Genomic DNA, 16,936 nt, shown 5'->3' with positions numbered 1-16,936 from the left:
GCATTTTGCAAGGTTATTGCATATGGTTACTTAAAAAAATAAATGCAAGTTGATAAGAGGTATTCTATTTTGCTGCTTATATCATTTGGTAAATTTATTACGCATACTTTACATTGATTACCTAGAACCTCTTTGAGACAGGATAGAGAAATTAGGTAAATTTCTAAATTTTAGTTTTATATAAAAATTTAAAAGAATCTATTATTGAAATAATATAGTCAAATTTTAGTTCAAATATATTTGAGCTTATAGTGTACTAAGCTTTACTTTTTGATCAGATAAGCAAATTCTATTATAGAAAAACTTTAATAAAGTCCTATGATATTTTTAATAATTAACTATTTTAATTGCCTTTAGATATTTGAATATCCTTAACAGAGAATTGGAAAAACGCAAAGCATGAGGAAAAATAAGAAATATTTATTTATGATATATTGTAGTCATAAAATTAAAAAGTATACTTTTTAATTTTATTTTGTATTTTTATCTTAAAATATAATAAAAAAATATAGTTTAAGATAAAAAATTAAACAATTATAACAATATTATTTATTAAAGTTTTCTTGAATTTTACAATAAAGATGTTATTTTTTTTATAACTGTAACATTTTTGCTACAGATTTTTTAAAAAAAATGTGAAACGATCCGAATATTAAGTGTCACATTAGCTTTTAGGGGAGCAATTATGACTAAAAAGTATTTAATCACAACATCTATTTTTGCTTTAATTTCAGTTTCTGCGGCACGGGCAGCGGATATTATAATTCCAGCGACACCGGCGCCTGTTGTTGTAGTTTCTCCATTTTCTTGGTCAGGGTTTTATCTTGGAGGCCAAGTTGGTGGTTTTTTAAGTGAGGTTGCCTTAAGCTATTCAGAAGATAAGAACGGGGGAACATGGGAGCCGGTGGATAAAGAGCATTTACCTAAACTTTCTGGTTTTGTAGGTGGTATTTATGCAGGTTTTAATTTTGATATAGACAGTGGCTTTGTTATAGGGGCTGATACAGATGTGGTTTTGTCGAATAAAAAAGATACAAAAGATATTGATTGGCTGAAACAAAATGTGAGCAGGTCATTAGAGGATGAAGAAGACATACCCATACTAAGGAATATGGAAAATAATAGAGCATTATATTCTAGTGTTAAAGCTATGCAGCATACTTTAGAGCAAAAATGGGCTGGTGCCACACGGGTACGAGTTGGTTTTTCGATTGAGCGTCTGTTGCCCTATATTGCAGGAGGAGTTGCTTATACACAGGTTAAAAATGCCTTTGTAGATGCAGAAGGTGCAACAAGCAGAGAAATGAATATTTCTGATTTATTACATGATGAAGAGAAAATGATGATTGGTTTTACTCTTGGTGGTGGTATTGATTTTTCCATGACTGATAATGTTATTTTGCGTGCAGAATATCGTTACTCAGATTTTGGTAAAAAGAAATTTGCAAATGAAAGAATTGAAATTGGTTACAAAACCAATGATTTTCGTGTTGGTGTAGCATACAAATTTTAGTTTATTGCAGGATTCAATTGTTAAAAAGCCCCATTTTCGAATGGGGCTTTGTTTTTTTAATTATATACTGTAAATTGTTCTCTGTTAAGAGTGGTGTAGACTTATTTAAAATATCTTTTCTGGGGTCTTTTATTCCATTTTATAAGAAGAGAATTTATTGGATGGCAAAAATCTTCTTGAACATAAAAGACAAGTTTCTTTTGAATCTTAGCAATTGTAATGTGATAAAAAAAGAACATTTTTAAATGTTGAAATATTCTGACGTTTAGTGCAGCTAAATAAGCTCCTTGAGAGGAATTTTTGCTTAGTTCTATACTGTAAAGATACTTTTAAAGTCTATTCCTAAGTTTCTGTTTGCATGTTTTGCAAAAATATATGCAAAATCAATTAAGTAATATAAAAAAGAGTATTTGTGCATCCATTGATTCTGAAATCTTTTACAATATCAGAAGAGTTATCATGCTGAACATTGCTCAAAAGAGAATATGCTTCTTGAAAGATACTTCGATAGGAATGCTTTTTGTGGCAAAATCCTACAAAGGGATTTGTAGTATAGCCTTAGGAGATACGACGGAACAATTATTACAGGAATTTATGCTACGCTTTGGTGATGGACAACAAGTAGTTTATGACAACACATTTAAGAGAGAAGTTGCCCATATTGTCACCATGATAGAAACTCCTAAGTTGGTAAGAAAACAGGATTTTTCTTTAGATATAAATGGCACAGCTTTCCAGAAGAAAGTATGGGCAGAATTATTTCATGTAGTATGTGGAGAAACCATTTCTTATAAGGAGTTAGCACAGCGTATTGGTATGCCAAATGCTTTTCGTGCAGTTGCCCGTGCATGCGCATGCAACGAATTGGCGTTAGTTATTCCTTGCCATCGTGTGGTGTGTAAGAATGGTTTTATCTCTGGTTATCGTTGGGGGATAAAACGGAAACAGATTTTGCTTCAACGGGAACAAATGGAGGGTACTTAAACGGATTTAACTTTGTTTGATTGGCATTGTAATGGTCACAGTTGTTCCTCTCAATTCTTTAGAGGTAATTTCAAGTTTTCCTTTGTGAAGTTCTACCAAAGAACGCGAAATTGCTAATCCAAGACCTGAACCAGTATGAGTCTTTGTAAATTGATTTTCTACTTGTTCAAAAGGTTGCCCAAGTTTTTTAATTGCTGATTGAGGAATACCGACTCCTGTATCTTTAATTTTAAAAATAAGATTATTTTTTTTCTTGAAAGTGCAGATATCAATACTTCCACCAGAAGGTGTAAATTTAACAGCATTAGAGATAATATTAAGGAAAATTTGTTTTATAGCACGGCCATCAACTTCGGCATGAAGTTCTGGAGCAATATTCGTTGTAACGGAAATATTTTTTTCTTGAGCTTGTGGTGTAAGTGTTCGCACTGTTTCACTGATAATGGGTTCAAGATCGATATCCTTGCAATCAATGGTAAATCTTCCAGCTTCGATTTTGGACATATCAAGAATATCATTGATAAGAGTTAGCAAGTGAGTTCCTGAATTGTAAATATCATGCATATATTCCTTATAGCGTTGTGATCCAAGAGGACCAAAAGTGGATTGTAACATGATGTCTGAAAAGCCAAGAATAGCATTTAATGGAGTGCGCAATTCATGAGACATATTGGCTAAAAATTCTGATTTAGCTTTATTAGCACTTTCGGCGCGTTCTTTTTCTGCTTTGAGACTTTTATTGAGTTTTTCAACTTCTGTTGCACGTTGTTGAGCATTTCCTCGCGCACGTTTAAGCTCTTGAATAAAGGAAAAGAGGCGCCGTTCACTGTCTTCAAATTTTTCTTGTTGTTGTTTAAGCTCGGAAATGTCCGTACCAATGCAAACAAGTCCTCCATCTTGGGTACGCCGTTCATTAATTTTGAGCCAAGAACCATCAGCAGTTTTGCGAATACTGGTGAAGTTACCACTACCATCATCTTTGAGGGGATATTCACTGATTGCAGGACGAGCCATGGCTTCGACAGTTGCACGTTGAATTCCTGATTGTAGAATTTGTTTAGGGATAGCAGCATATTCACAAAATTTGCTATTGGACATGACTAAACGTCCTTCTGAGTCCCACAATACAAAAGATTCTGAAATATTTTCAATCGCATCACGGATACGAAGGTCGGCTTGCGCTGTTTGTTCAGCAAATTGACGTTGTTCACTAATATCGAAGGAAATACCAACCAAATGGGGTTCTTCTTCATCGGTGATTTCAGCACGAATGCGCATCCATACATAATGACCATCGGCGTGGCGCATGGGAACAGTAATATCGATATGCTTTTTTTTACCGCTCATTAATTCTTGAGCAATGTCAAAAAAATTAGCATCATTTGGGTTGATAATGGCGCTGATTTGGGAAATTGATAGCAGTGCATCTTGAGGCACATAGCCAAGCATTTCATACATTGCACGTGACCAATAGACACGTCCGCTTGCCATATTCCAATCCCATAGTCCGCAGCGTCCACGCATCATTGCCATGTCAATGCGGTTTTGAATTTTTTCTGAAATAAGATCTGTCTTACGTGCTCGTATAACCTGATTATAATAAGCATAGAGAAGGACGAGGATAACGCCAGTCGTCCCTATGAGAAGGGTCATATTTAACGAGAAAAATTTTCGCCATTCCATAAACATTTGTTGTGTTTTTTCACTGACAAATACACCATATTGTCCATTTTCTGTTTTGTGAAATAAAGCGAGAGCAGGTGTATCTTTACCTATTTTAATGTGCATAACTCCAGCATGTTGTCCGAGAGCTTGTAAAGCAATGATTTCAGAGGTGAAATTTTGTAAGGGTTTTCCTAAAGATATCTCTGAACTGGATGAAGCAAGCACATTGCCTTTTTGATCGACTATGGCAATAAGAGTGCTGGTCTTGATAAGACCTTGATTGCGAAAATTAGTAAGAATATTTTGCAAATGATTATAAGAAAGAGTGGTGACTTTTCCTTCCTGAGTGATGGAAAGTGAGTCACGATCAATTGTATTGGTAATATAAGAAGCTAAGAGAGTGATGGTAGAACGCGTATTTTTCTCAAGAGTTTTACGCCAATCGTAGATTGACACAAAGCGAATTGTTGCCAATACAACAAGAAACAGCATAATTATTAATGGAAGTGAACGTCGCAACCAAGGCTCAATAAAGAGAACCTTTTTGTAGGTGAAACCAGAAAACAGATGAGTACACTCTGTCTGCGCCTTTTGAGTTTGAGCGCTTGATTTTGAATCAGCATATACCTCCGTTGGCGCATCGTATGCGTCCAATTTAGCCATTTCTAGTTCCTTTAATTATGGAATAATGTGATTTTAAAATTGCTTTGATATTCATAGTAACTCCATAAGTACAATGAATCAAAACAGGAGTCTTCTGTCCAGTCTTTTTTTAGAAAAAGTTATTTTACTTTTATAAAAGTGGAATATGGAAGGGAAAAGGAACCTTATTAATATGACCTATAAACAGGCTTAAATAGCCTGTTTATTATAGATTTGGTGTTTATTGACAAGAGTGTTTATGTTATTGCATAAGAAATATTATAACAAATTGATTTTAAAATATTTTTTCTTTTAAGCGAGGAGACGATTAATAATATCCGCTACATCGCTTGACAATTGGGGAGCTTCTGCAATTGTTTTTAATGCACTTTCGAATTTTTGTCTCCGAATAGGTTCTAACTGTTGCCAAGAGCGCATCATTGTTAATAACCGTGATGCAAGTTGTGGATTTTTTTTGTCAATTTCCAAAATGATTTGGCAAAGGAAATAATAGGATGCACCATCAATTCTATTAAAACCCGTTAGGTTATTAGAGGAAAAAACACCAATTAAAGCACGTACACGATTGGGATTATCCTGTGAAAAAAGCGGATGTTTCATGAGTTTTTGAATATGTTCAAGTGTTGATGCTCCCGCAACCATTGCTTGAATAGAGAACCATTTATCCATAACCAAAGGATCATGTTGATAGCGGTTTTCAAAATCATTTAAGGCATTTTGCGCCTGTTCACTTTCGTTAAAGCGTCGCACCAAAATGGTTATACTGGCCAAGCGGTCGGTCATATTATCGGCTGTCGCATATTGTGTGGCGGCACGGTTTGGTCGGGCTTCGGCGATGGAAAGATAGTCTAGCGTAATATTCCGTAATGCGCGTTTTCCGGCTTGTGCAGCGCTTGGTGAATAGGGCTCATTAATTTCCATTTGCGCATAAATTTTTGTAAAGATTTCTTGATGCGTATGTGCGAGTGAAGATAAAAATTGATTGCGTATAGAGTGGATACGTTCTGGATCAATATTTTCACCAATTATATGGGCAAGCTCAATCTCACTAGGTAAGCTGAAACAAAATGCGCGAAATTCTGGTTCAAGACTGTCATCTTTAAGAATAGTCTCAGTTAATTTCAGTAAAGGAGAAGGCATGTCTACTTGTTGTTGTGTTTTATCCTGAATAGCTTGAATCAAAGCCTGCGTTATTAACTGGTTAAGTGACTGCCAACGATTGATTTGATTGCTATCATTTTGGGCGAGAAAAATTAGTTCATTTTCATTGAATGAAGTTTGTAGATTGATAGGAGCAGAGAAGTCTCTAAGCAGGGATAATACAGGTTTTTCTCTGATCCCTCTTAATGTAAAGGTTTGGTTTTCCTTGGAGAGAAGCATAATGTCTGATTGGATATCTGCATCAGTTTCGTAAGTAAGGGCTTCTCCATTTTGTCCTAAAAGCCCAAATGCGATAGGGATAAGCATGGGCTTTTTTGTATTTTGTTGTGGGGTTGCAGGAATGTATTGCTTTGCATGAATTGTTAAAACGCCATCGCTATAATGATGATCAATTTCTACATTGGGTGTTCCAGCTTGTTCATACCACAGCATGAATTGGGAGAAGTCTTGATCAGACACTTCAGCAAAACAGGCGATAAAATCTTCAATTGTACAAGCTTGTCCATCATGACGTTGAAAATAGAGATCAGTGCCTTTACGAAACAGAGAGGGACCTAAAATAGTCCGTATCATGCGAACAACTTCAGCACCTTTTTCATAAACAGTTGTGGTGTAAAAATTGTTAATTTGGCTATATTGACGAGGACGTACAGGATGAGCGAGGGGACCAGCGTCTTCGGCAAATTGAGTAGCTTTTAATGTTTTTACATTTTCAATTCGCTGTAGGCTGCGTACATTTTGATCTGATGAAAATTCCTGATCACGATAAACAGTGAATCCTTCTTTTAAACAGAGTTGAAACCAATCGCGACAGGTAATACGATTACCGCTCCAATTATGGAAATATTCATGTGCAATCACACGTTCAACATTTCTATAATCCTGATCGGTTGCTGTTTCAGGATCAACAAGAACATATTTATCATTAAAAACGTTAAGGCCTTTGTTTTCCATTGCTCCCATGTTAAAGTCGGATACAGCAACAATATTGAAAACATCAAGATCATATTCACGCCCGAAAAATTGTTCATCCCAACGCATGGAACGTTTAAGGGCATCCATTGCATAGGTTGCGCGTTTGGTTTTTCCTTTTTCCACATAGATAGCAAGTTCGATACGTCGTCCAGATACAGTTGTAAAATTGTCTTCTAACTTATCAAGATCACCACCAACTAAAGCAAAGAGATAAGATGGTTTAGGATAAGGATCTTCCCAAACAGCAAAGTGCCGATTATTTTCTAAAATCCCTGTTTCTACGAGATTTCCATTAGAAAGCAAGATAGGGATTGTTTGAGAGTCTGCTTCAATTTTTACTGTATAGGTAGAAAGAACATCAGGACGATCGTAAAAATAAGTAATACGACGAAAGCCTTCTGCTTCGCATTGTGTGCAAAAAACACCATTTGAAAGATAAAGTCCCATAAGCTGGCGGTTACTTTCAGGATTGAGTTCTGTTATCAGTTGCAATGTAAAAGGAACTGTGGGTGGAGTCTTAATTTTTATCTGTGAAGGAGAATATTGATAAGCATTTTCAGGTAACGTTGTACCATTGATAGCAACAGAAATTAATGTAAGTTCATCACCTGAGAGCACAAGAGGTATGAGTTCGTTTGTATTGTGACGAGGTTCGATTGACAATGTTGCTGTAACATAGGTTTTTGTGGGTTCTAAACGGAAGTAAAGTTGTGTTCTGGGGATCGTATAGGGAGTTGGTTGATAGTCTTCTAGACGATAAATTGGCATTTCTGAGTGTTGCATAATTTTTTCCTATGAGTATTAAAGAGAGCAAGGAATTGAGGAAGTGCTTTTAAAAAAGCAGGATAAAGGAGTTACACAAGACTATCTAGGCGATTTTTAACTTCTAAAAAGTCTATCCAAGTGAGCTTTTTTTGGCTAGGAGTGCGGAGAAGATAAGCGGGATGAAAAGTTGGCATAACAGGTATTTGTATTTTATCTTCTCTTTCATAAGTAAACCATTTTCCTCGTGTCCGAATAATTCCATTTTGAGATCCCGTAAGAAATTGCATAGCAACGCCTCCGAGGGCTATAAGAATACGAGGATTAGCTAAATAAATTTGTCTTTCAATGAAAGGGCGGCATAATGCAACTTCTCTTTGCGTTGGTGTGCGGTTTCCTGGCGGACGCCAAGGGATAGTGTTGGCTATGTAAACATTGGTTCTTGTTAAACCAATCGATGCGAGTATTTTGTTAAGCAGCATTCCAGCTTTTCCTACGAATGGAATGCCTTGTATATCTTCTTCTCGTCCAGGAGCTTCTCCTATAAGCATGAGCGGGCTTCCAGCTGTTCCATCTGAAAAACAGGTATTTTTAGCTGTCAATTTTAATGAACAGCCATTAAATGAAAGAAGAGCAGATTTTAATTCATCAAGCGTATTTGCATTTTTTGCTATTTCTTGAGCGGAAGATCCATATTGCTTGGTATCAGGGGTATGCAATGGATGAACATGTAATTTTATAGTTTGTGATATCTGCTGATTGCAAGAAATGTTAACAGATTGGGTTGATTTTTTCTCTGAGAGTGCAGCTTGATTAAAGCGGTCAACAGGCAAATCTGTGAGTACAGCATCTACACCACTTTCTTTATAAAAGCTTAAGAGTTCTTCATATGAGATTGAGCACGGTGTCTGGTTTAACATTCTATTTTTTCTAATGATCTACTTCTTAACGAATAAACCAGATAAAATTATTCTTCAAGCTTTATAATATTTTCGTTATTAATTTACGAGTGAGAATGACAAAAGAGTTTCTTGACAGAGAAAGTTGAAAAAACTCTGCGATTGTATGCAGATTTTTATATGCTGTTTCTCCATTATGATATTTAAAGAATGATATTATAGCAAGGTGTAAGTGTTAAAAGTTGTTTTAATAGTGGTGGCCTGTTCTGCTTAATAGAGGCTTTATCGGGTTTGATTTTCTAAAAGCTAAATAAAATAAGCGCTGTTTATATCTACAGATTCATTCCTAACCAAGCATTATATACGAATTTAAAATACAGCAAATTTTATAGCAGCATAATATAATGATAATTTTTAATGCTTTTTCTGATTGTGGTTTAAAAGTAAAGCATGGGTATATGCTTTTGCATTTTTTATGGCATGAATCATTGATTCATTTAATGCCAAATGTGCTGCAATGGCGCTTGATAAGATACAACCTGTCCCTCGCATTGTTCCTCTTAAACGTGGAGCAGGAATATTTATGATTTTCCTTTTGTCAATAAAGATATCAGTTGCAAGAGGACCATTTGCATGTCCACCTTTTATCAATATAGAGCGTGTTCCAAATGACAAAAGTTTTCTTGCTTGTTGTATGGCCTCTTCATGATGAGATGCTAATGGACTTTGGCTAAGAAGAGCGAGTTCTTGTCTATTAGGTGTTAAAAGATCAACGTAAGGAAGAAGTTTATTGACCATAATATCTATGATTGTTTCCGTTGTCAGTTTTCCCCCTGATGAGGCAACAAGTACAGGGTCAAGAATAACTGGAATATGAGGATAATCTTTTAATACATCACATATTGCAGTTATAATGGCTCTGGTTCCTGTCATACCGATTTTTATTGCGCGTATTTGGTTGGCTTCTAGGGCTATACGCATTTGTGCGGTGATGAGTTTTTTACGCATTGGAACAATTTCAGCAACATGGTTATCATCTTGTGCGTTAACGCAGGTGATTGCTAAATTTGTTTTTATTTGAAAATAGGTAGCTGTTTCTATATCACGAACAATACCGGCACCACCTGTTGGATCCGTACCTGCAACAATAAGAATAGAAGACATTAACGCCATGCTTTTGTCATTTTTATCCATTGTTGCACACGCTCCTCAGGTTTTTTATTGAGGATAATATCTGTCACAACAGCAGCACTATTTGCTCCTGTTTTCAAAACATCTATTGCACGTTCCGGTGTTAAACCACCAATACCAACTAAAGGTAAAGCATCAATGTGTTTTCTCCATTGTTTAATTTTTTCTAGTCCTTGCGGCATCCATTTCATTTTTTTTAAGATTGTTGGATAAATAGGCCCAAGTGCGATATAGTCAGGATTAACAGATAACGCGATATCTAATTCATGTTCGTTATGTGTGCTGATACCAAATTTTATACCACTTTTACGAATAGCAGGGAGATCAGCATTGCTCAAATCTTCTTGTCCAAGATGAATAAAATTGCATTTTTCATCAATTGCTAATGTCCAGTGATCATTGATAATTAATTGTGTTTCCAATTTATCGCATATATTTTTTGCGCGCTTGATATGATCGCGGATTATTTGGTGTTTTTCATTTTTCATACGCAATTGAACGAGTTTAACTCCAAGAGGAATCAAACGTTCAATCCAATCAGCACTATCAACGATGAGGTAAAAGGGATCCAGTTTCATGAAAATACTGCTTTTCCAATGACTGGTGTTGAAGGAACTGCTACATTACGGGCTTCGAGAATTCCTGCCTTATATCCCATACGTCCAGCTTGAACAGCTTTAGAAAAAGCCTCAGCCATTAAAACAGGATCACTGGCTTTAGCAACTGCGGTGTTAAGAAGGACCGCATCATAACCAAGTTCCATAGCAATGGCGGCATGTGATGGACGCCCAATACCAGCATCAATAACAAGAGTAACATCAGGAAGGTAAGCGCGTATAGAACGCAACCCATCAATATTATGAGGTCCTTTAGCAGATCCAATAGGGGCACACCAAGGCATAATGACACGACAGCCAACATCTAAGAGTTTTTCAGCAACAATGAGGTCATCTGTTGTATAAGCAAAAATTTTGAACCCCTCACTATTTAAAATTTGCGCTGCTTCTATTAAGGAAAAAATATTTGGCTGTAGTGTGTCTGGATTACCAATAATTTCAAGTTTAATCCAAGACGTTTTAAAGAGATCTCGTGCTAATTGAGCTGTGGTGATAGCTTCTTTAATAGTGTAACAACCAGCAGTGTTGGGAAGTAATGTTATATCAAGTTCTTTAAGAAATTGCCAAAATTGTCCACCTTGTTTTCCATTTGCGGTTTCTCTGCGCAATGAAACGGTTACAATTTCTGTATTGGATTTGTGAATAGCATCACGAAGGATTGCCGGTGAAGGATATTGGGCTGTACCTAGCATAAGACGCGAAGAAAATTGACGTCCATAAAGCTCAAGCATTGTTTTATCCTCCTTGCATTGGGCTTAAAATTTCAATTTCATCTCCTTCATGTAAGACACATTGGCTTCGTGCATCTACGGGAATAACTTCAGCATTAACAGCAGTTGCCAACCAATTTCCCTCATACCCCAATTCTTCAAGCAAGAGGTTGAGGGTGAGGACTTCTGTTTGAATTATTTCACCATTAACAAATATTTGCATGCTTTACTCCAATGCCATTTCCATTGCCCGTTTTGCCATTTCTGGAGATAAAAGGAAACCATGTCGATAAAATCCATTAATAGAAATATGGTTACCATGTTTGTACACAGAAGGGAAGTTATCAGGATAACATGGACGAATACCAACGCCGGATTCAATAATCTCTGCTTCGGCAAAAGCAGGATGCAATGTATAAGCCGCATTGAGTAATTCCATCATTGATCTTACCGAGATTGCTCCATCAGAATCACTTTCAATCATTGTTGCTCCAATCATAAAAATGTTGTTTTGTCGAGGAACAACATAAAGTGGAATGCGCGGATGAAGGAGACGAATAGGGCGCGAAAATTTAATATCTGTGCTACGTATAAGAAGCATTTCGCCGCGTACACCTCGTATATTTTTATCTTTTCCCAAACGTGCTATTCCTGTTGCATCAATAATAACATCAAATTTTTTTTCAGATGCTTTTACATCAACAAAATCAGCTCCCTTTTTTATCAGATTTTCTTTTAACGTGAGAAGTGCTATGCGAGGATCAATATGTGCTTCATTTTCATAAAAAAGTGCATGGTTAAAACGTTCTGCAAGATCAGGTTCAAGATGTGCGATTTCTGTACTATTTATAGTTCTATGATGATGTGTACGGACTGAAAATTGTTCAAGCTCTACGATATCCCGTGTAGGTGCAACAACTAAAGTACCTTTTTCTATGACAAGATTTGGAAGAGTTTCACGCCACCACTGTATTGCTTGCACACCAAGTTCTTCAACAATTTGTTCAGCACTTTCCCTTTCACAGTAAGGTGCGAGCATTCCTCCTGCGTACCAACTGGCTGTTCCTACGGGGGAGTATACAGGCGCAGATACAGTAACAGAAGCGCCTTTTTGTTGTAACATATAGGCAACTGTTAAACCACCAACACCAGCACCTTTAATAAGAATATTTTTCAACTGTTTACTTTCTTTTGTTGATAAGGAGTAACATCTACATAAAGGTCACCATTTTTTTGATATTTCTCGGCCATAGCAATCATACCTTCATTTTTTGTTTTGTTTATTGCTGCTGCTTCACGGATATCATGGGAAATACGCATGGAACAGAATTTTGGTCCACACATAGAACAAAAATGCACTAATTTATGCGCTTCTTTAGGCATTGTTTCATCATGAAAAGCACAAGCTGTTTCTGGATCAAGAGAAAGGTTGAATTGGTCATGCCATCTAAAGTCAAATCGAGCTCGTGAGAGGGCATTATCACGCAGATGTGCCCGTGGCAAACCTTTGGCAAGATCAGCAGCATGGGCAGCAATTTTATAAGTGATTACTCCAGTTTTTACATCATTTTTATCGGGGAGTCCTAGGTGTTCTTTAGGTGTGACATAACACAACATGGCTGTTCCAAACCATCCAATCATAGCAGCTCCGATTGCAGATGTAATATGGTCATATCCAGGAGCAATGTCAGTTGTTAAAGGACCCAAAGTATAAAAAGGTGCCTCATGACAGAGATCTAATTGTTTTTCCATATTTTCTTTAATTTTATGCATTGGGACATGACCAGGTCCTTCAATCATCACTTGTACATCTTTTTCCCAAGCAATTTTTGTAAGTTCCCCCAAAGTCTTAAGTTCGGCAAATTGTGCTTCATCATTGGCATCAGCAAGAGAGCCTGGGCGCAGCCCATCTCCTAATGAAAGGGAGATATCATACATGCGTGCAATGTCACAAATTTCATCAAAATGTTCATAGAGAAAACTTTCTTTGTGATGATGCAAACACCACTTTGCCATAATTGAACCACCCCTTGAAACGATACCTGTTACACGATCAACAGTAAGAGGAATAAATGGTAACCTTAGTCCTGCATGAATAGTAAAATAGTCAACTCCTTGTTCTGCTTGTTCTATAAGAGTATCACGAAAAATATCCCATGTTAAATTTTCAGCAATACCTTGTACTTTTTCGAGTGCTTGATAAATTGGAACAGTCCCAATAGGAACTGGAGAATTTCGGATAATCCACTCACGAATATTATGAATATTTCGTCCTGTTGAGAGGTCCATAACAGTGTCTGCTCCCCAACGAATGGCCCAAACCATTTTATCAACTTCTTCTGCCATAGATGAAGTAACTGCAGAATTACCAATATTAGCATTAATTTTAACACGAAAATTACGTCCAATAATCATTGGCTCGCATTCTGGATGGTTGATGTTTTGGGGGATAATGGCCCGTCCGCAAGCAATTTCATTGCGAACAAATTCTGCAGTATATATTTCTGGTATTGATCCGTCAGATGTGCCATCTGATTGTGCGTTTTGTTGGTCCTTTATTGTTAATCCTTCATTTTCTCTGATAGCAACATATTCCATTTCAGCAGTAATAATACCTGCACGTGCATAAGCTATTTGTGTAATTGCTTTGCCATTTTTTGCGCGCAAAATAGGACGCTTTTGTTCAAAGGTTGATATAGAGGTTTGATCATAGGCAAAACCGTTATCTTCAGGTTTGATCGATCGCGCAGGATAAGATTCAGTATCGGCTCGCTTCGAGAGCCAAGGTGAACCAATTGCGGGTAAGCCTTTTTTAAGATCAATAATTGTGGTTTGATCAGTATAGGGACCAGAAGTATCATAGATATTTAAAGATTTTTCACCACTGTTATCTGTTAATGAAATTTCACGGAATGGTACGCGGACATCAGGAAAGAGAAGGCTTTGTTGATAAATTTTGCGTGAAGCGGGAAAGGGGTTACAATTGATTGATAGAGTATTTTTCTGCACAAACTTTTTCCTTATAAACACAAGAGTTTAAAAACAAGTTACAATGTTAACGGGGATGTATCCAAATGAGCTATTACAATGACTTTTAAATGAAAGGGGGCATACAATATGTCTTTTATTGTAAAATCCTTCGATGAAGCTTAAGAAATTCTATTTTGAAAAAACGATGCAATATTTTGAATAATATTTGCATGATACCCCCACTTAAAGCATTTTTGTTAGAACCAACATGGTTGGCTTAAATATTTCTCTTGTCAATCGCAAAGATGTATTTTTAACGATTTTGCTGTTTTTTAGAAATGAAAACAGCTACCATGAGAACAAAAATGATGAGAATATAGAGATAAAATTTCTATGAAAGTTTAAAAGAAAGGTCTAGTACTACAACAAGTTGCTGAAAGCTTTGTATTATTTGAGATTGTGCGAATGCTTAAGTAAGAAGTTTTTTCCTATCTTATTTTTATTGCTTTTTCCCTCAAAGGCATTCTATATCTCAATCTCATTTTTGAGCAGGGAATGAATCCGATAAGTTAAGATCTACTGAGTTCACAATCTTTACGTTTATGAAATCAAAAATTAGTACCATATATTTATTTTCTTCTAATGTTGCGTCATGTTTTTACGTGAAGATAGTGCATTGACGTATATTTAGTCGATTCTGAAGTTCATTTTCGAAATGTACACAGATACCTTTATTGGTCTGTTATTGATTTTTTATTGATAATATAGAGTGTTTAAAATAACAGAACACAACAAATTTATTTAATAGAGGGATGAGTTATATTTAAAAAATAATAATCCACCTAGCTTTAGAAAGAGTCATAAAACGACTTTTGAACATATTGCTATTTTTTTCTGTATACTTTAATCATTTGATTTAAATAAACTTCTAGAAAATAGATTATTTATAAGGGAGATGCCGTTTGTGGCAATATAAAAGGAATATCTGTTTTAGGTAATTCAGAAACATTTAAGGAACAATGATAAACGTCACGCAGGTTCTGTGTTGTCAAAACAACGGAAGCACTTCCTTCGCAATAAATCTCTCCTTGCTTTAGCAATATCATTTTATCAGCATAATGTGCGGCAAGATTAAGATCATGCAAAACAGCAAGGACGCCTCCACCACAACGGGCAAAATCTTTTGCAATATTCATAACAACAAGCTGATGTTGTATATCGAGGCTTGCAATAGGTTCATCTAATATCATCCAACGAGAAACTCCATTATAAACAGGCTCCCATATTTGGCAAAGTACACGGGCTAACTGTACTCTTGCTTGCTCTCCACCTGACAATTGGTGATAATATCTATTACCATAATCAGCCAAACCAACACGCTCTAGAGCTTTTTGCGAAAGATTTTCTAGTTTTGTTTTAGTGGTAATAAGTTTGTTTGCAGAAAGACCAAGCCTCACTACTTCATTAACTAAAAATGGAAAAACCAATGTTGTTGATTGTGGTAGCACGGCGCGCATCATTGCCATTTCACAAGTTTTTGTTTGGCAGACATCGCGACCATTCAGAGTTATTTCTCCACTATAGGGAATTTCACCACTCAGTGCTTTGACAAAAGTACTTTTTCCAGATCCATTGGGACCGATAATGATGGTAAGATCACCACTTTTTGCTTGAAGATTGACACGGCTGAGAATCTGTTTTTTTCCGCGTTGAATGCAAATATTAGTCGCCTTAATCATGAAAAATTTGTTCCTCGTTTGTAGATAAGGATCCACAGGAAAAAAGGTGCACCAAAAAGTGCTGTGACGATTCCAATTGGTAATTCTGCGGGGGCAACAATTAAGCGTGCAAAGGTGTCAGCAAAAATAAGTAATGCCGCTCCCAAAAGAGCAGAAAAGGGAATAAGATAACGGTGATCGGGACCAATCAGCTGACGTAAAATATGCGGAACAACAATACCGATGAAACCAATACCACCACTGACAGCAACAGCACTACCACACATAAGTGCAACAAGAAGAATAGCAATATTTTTAATATGCTGAATATGGAAACCAATATGGCCAGCAACGGCTTCTCCAAGTGCAAGAGCGTTAAGTGCTCGTGATAAAAGGGGCGAAAAAAGAAGGCCAACACAGATAAAAGGAAAAATAAGCCAAACTTTCAACCATGTGGCACCTGCAAGAGAGCCAAGACTCCAAAAAGTAATATCACGGAGTTGTTGGTCATTTGCGATAAAAATGAGCGTTCCCACAACAGCACTGCTTAAAGCACCAAGAGCAATACCTGCAAGAAGCATTGTTGCAATAGAGGTAAAATTATGACGTGTTGCTATTACATAAAGAACAATTGTTGAGAGAAGTCCACCCAAAAAGGCGCCTATAATAACGTTGTAAGGTTCTAGGAAAGGTGCCAATGAAGCAGGAAAGGCAATACCAATGACAATTGCTAAAACAGCGCCAAGGCCTGCGCCTGCTGATACGCCTACAATTCCAGGATCTGCAAGAGGATTACGGAAAAGTCCTTGCATGAGAACACCAGAGACAGCTAAAGCTGATCCAATTAATAACCCTAAGATAACGCGGGGAAGCCTAATGTCGATAAACACGAGATAACCAAGCGTTTTACTACTTACTGAAAAGTCTTGTGTAAGCGTTACATGAAGAAAATCAAAGAAAGAAACGTTTGAAGCACCATTCAAAATCCCAGCAAAAATACTGAAGGCGAGGAATATGGTGAGACCTAATAATACAATCTTTCTCAAATTTGCACGGTCTATTTTTTTACTCTCTTTTTTTTCAGATGCATGCATTAGGATGTACTATC

The 16,936-nt window shown here is 36.5% G+C and carries 13 protein-coding genes; 2 read left to right on the top strand and 11 right to left on the bottom strand.

What is annotated here, in order from left to right:
• Positions 1 to 685 precede the first annotated feature (685 nt).
• Entirely contained in the window at positions 686 to 1,513 is an 828-nt protein-coding gene (locus MCS_RS01950; protein WP_004854955.1) for an outer membrane protein, read from the top strand.
• A gap of 459 nt (positions 1,514 to 1,972) precedes the next feature.
• Positions 1,973 to 2,497, top strand: coding sequence for a methylated-DNA--[protein]-cysteine S-methyltransferase (locus MCS_RS01945; RefSeq protein ID WP_004854951.1), 525 nt, complete (start codon positions 1,973 to 1,975; stop codon positions 2,495 to 2,497).
• Between the two features lie 6 nt (positions 2,498 to 2,503).
• Here MCS_RS01945 and MCS_RS01940 read toward each other — a convergent pair whose 3' ends face one another.
• From MCS_RS01940 to MCS_RS01890, 11 genes are all read right to left on the bottom strand, one after another.
• Positions 2,504 to 4,825, bottom strand: a complete 2,322-nt coding sequence (locus MCS_RS01940) for a PAS domain-containing sensor histidine kinase (protein WP_004854944.1) — start codon at positions 4,823 to 4,825, stop codon at positions 2,504 to 2,506.
• Positions 4,826 to 5,116: 291 nt separating this feature from the next.
• Positions 5,117 to 7,744, bottom strand: a complete 2,628-nt coding sequence (gene pepN, locus MCS_RS01935) for an aminopeptidase N (protein WP_004854940.1) — start codon at positions 7,742 to 7,744, stop codon at positions 5,117 to 5,119.
• 71 nt (positions 7,745 to 7,815) lie between these two features.
• Positions 7,816 to 8,643, bottom strand: a complete 828-nt coding sequence (locus MCS_RS01930) for a uracil-DNA glycosylase (protein ID WP_004854937.1) — start codon at positions 8,641 to 8,643, stop codon at positions 7,816 to 7,818.
• Positions 8,644 to 9,036: 393 nt separating this feature from the next.
• Entirely contained in the window at positions 9,037 to 9,795 is a 759-nt protein-coding gene (locus tag MCS_RS01925; protein ID WP_024864239.1) for a hydroxymethylpyrimidine/phosphomethylpyrimidine kinase, read from the bottom strand.
• On the bottom strand, positions 9,786 to 10,391 hold the full coding sequence (locus MCS_RS01920; protein WP_004854933.1) for a thiamine phosphate synthase: 606 nt from the start codon (positions 10,389 to 10,391) through the stop codon (positions 9,786 to 9,788). The genes MCS_RS01925 and MCS_RS01920 overlap by 10 nt, the downstream gene beginning before the upstream one ends.
• On the bottom strand, positions 10,388 to 11,161 hold the full coding sequence (locus tag MCS_RS01915) for a thiazole synthase (RefSeq protein WP_004854930.1): 774 nt from the start codon (positions 11,159 to 11,161) through the stop codon (positions 10,388 to 10,390). Before MCS_RS01915 ends, MCS_RS01920 begins: the two co-directional genes overlap by 4 nt.
• Positions 11,162 to 11,165: 4 nt before the next feature.
• Complete coding sequence (gene thiS / locus MCS_RS01910; RefSeq protein WP_004854927.1) at positions 11,166 to 11,363, bottom strand: sulfur carrier protein ThiS; 198 nt, start codon at positions 11,361 to 11,363, stop codon at positions 11,166 to 11,168.
• A 3-nt stretch (positions 11,364 to 11,366) separates the two neighbouring features.
• Positions 11,367 to 12,317, bottom strand: a complete 951-nt coding sequence (locus MCS_RS01905) for an FAD-dependent oxidoreductase (protein ID WP_004854926.1) — start codon at positions 12,315 to 12,317, stop codon at positions 11,367 to 11,369.
• A complete protein-coding gene (gene thiC / locus MCS_RS01900) occupies positions 12,314 to 14,149 on the bottom strand; it encodes a phosphomethylpyrimidine synthase ThiC (RefSeq protein WP_004854924.1) in 1,836 nt (611 codons plus the stop codon). The genes MCS_RS01905 and thiC overlap by 4 nt, the downstream gene beginning before the upstream one ends.
• A gap of 905 nt (positions 14,150 to 15,054) precedes the next feature.
• The gene (locus MCS_RS01895; RefSeq protein WP_004854921.1) at positions 15,055 to 15,849 is read right to left on the bottom strand and encodes a heme ABC transporter ATP-binding protein; all 795 of its coding nucleotides are present in this window, start codon (positions 15,847 to 15,849) and stop codon (positions 15,055 to 15,057) included.
• Positions 15,846 to 16,922, bottom strand: coding sequence for a FecCD family ABC transporter permease (locus MCS_RS01890; RefSeq protein WP_004854919.1), 1,077 nt, complete (start codon positions 16,920 to 16,922; stop codon positions 15,846 to 15,848). The genes MCS_RS01895 and MCS_RS01890 overlap by 4 nt, the downstream gene beginning before the upstream one ends.
• Between the last annotated feature and the right edge of the window lie 14 nt (positions 16,923 to 16,936).

Source organism: Bartonella doshiae NCTC 12862 = ATCC 700133 (assembly GCF_000278155.1).
Lineage (GTDB): Bacteria > Pseudomonadota > Alphaproteobacteria > Rhizobiales > Rhizobiaceae > Bartonella > Bartonella doshiae.
The sequence above is the reverse complement of the archived record's forward strand: the minus strand, read 5'-3'. Positions and strand labels throughout refer to the sequence as shown.

Excerpts from the sequence above, each read along its gene's own strand:
- MCS_RS01950 (WP_004854955.1), top strand. The coding sequence starts at position 686 with ATGACTAAAAAGTATTTAATCACAACATCTATTTTTGCTTTAATTTCA.
- MCS_RS01945 (WP_004854951.1), top strand. The coding sequence starts at position 1,973 with ATGCTGAACATTGCTCAAAAGAGAATATGCTTCTTGAAAGATACTTCG.
- MCS_RS01940 (WP_004854944.1), bottom strand. The coding sequence starts at position 4,825 with ATGGCTAAATTGGACGCATACGATGCGCCAACGGAGGTATATGCTGAT.
- pepN (WP_004854940.1), bottom strand. The coding sequence starts at position 7,744 with ATGCAACACTCAGAAATGCCAATTTATCGTCTAGAAGACTATCAACCA.
- MCS_RS01930 (WP_004854937.1), bottom strand. The coding sequence starts at position 8,643 with ATGTTAAACCAGACACCGTGCTCAATCTCATATGAAGAACTCTTAAGC.
- MCS_RS01925 (WP_024864239.1), bottom strand. The coding sequence starts at position 9,795 with ATGGCGTTAATGTCTTCTATTCTTATTGTTGCAGGTACGGATCCAACA.
- MCS_RS01920 (WP_004854933.1), bottom strand. The coding sequence starts at position 10,391 with ATGAAACTGGATCCCTTTTACCTCATCGTTGATAGTGCTGATTGGATT.
- MCS_RS01915 (WP_004854930.1), bottom strand. The coding sequence starts at position 11,161 with ATGCTTGAGCTTTATGGACGTCAATTTTCTTCGCGTCTTATGCTAGGT.
- thiS (WP_004854927.1), bottom strand. The coding sequence starts at position 11,363 with ATGCAAATATTTGTTAATGGTGAAATAATTCAAACAGAAGTCCTCACC.
- MCS_RS01895 (WP_004854921.1), bottom strand. The coding sequence starts at position 15,849 with ATGATTAAGGCGACTAATATTTGCATTCAACGCGGAAAAAAACAGATT.
- MCS_RS01890 (WP_004854919.1), bottom strand. The coding sequence starts at position 16,922 with ATGCATGCATCTGAAAAAAAAGAGAGTAAAAAAATAGACCGTGCAAAT.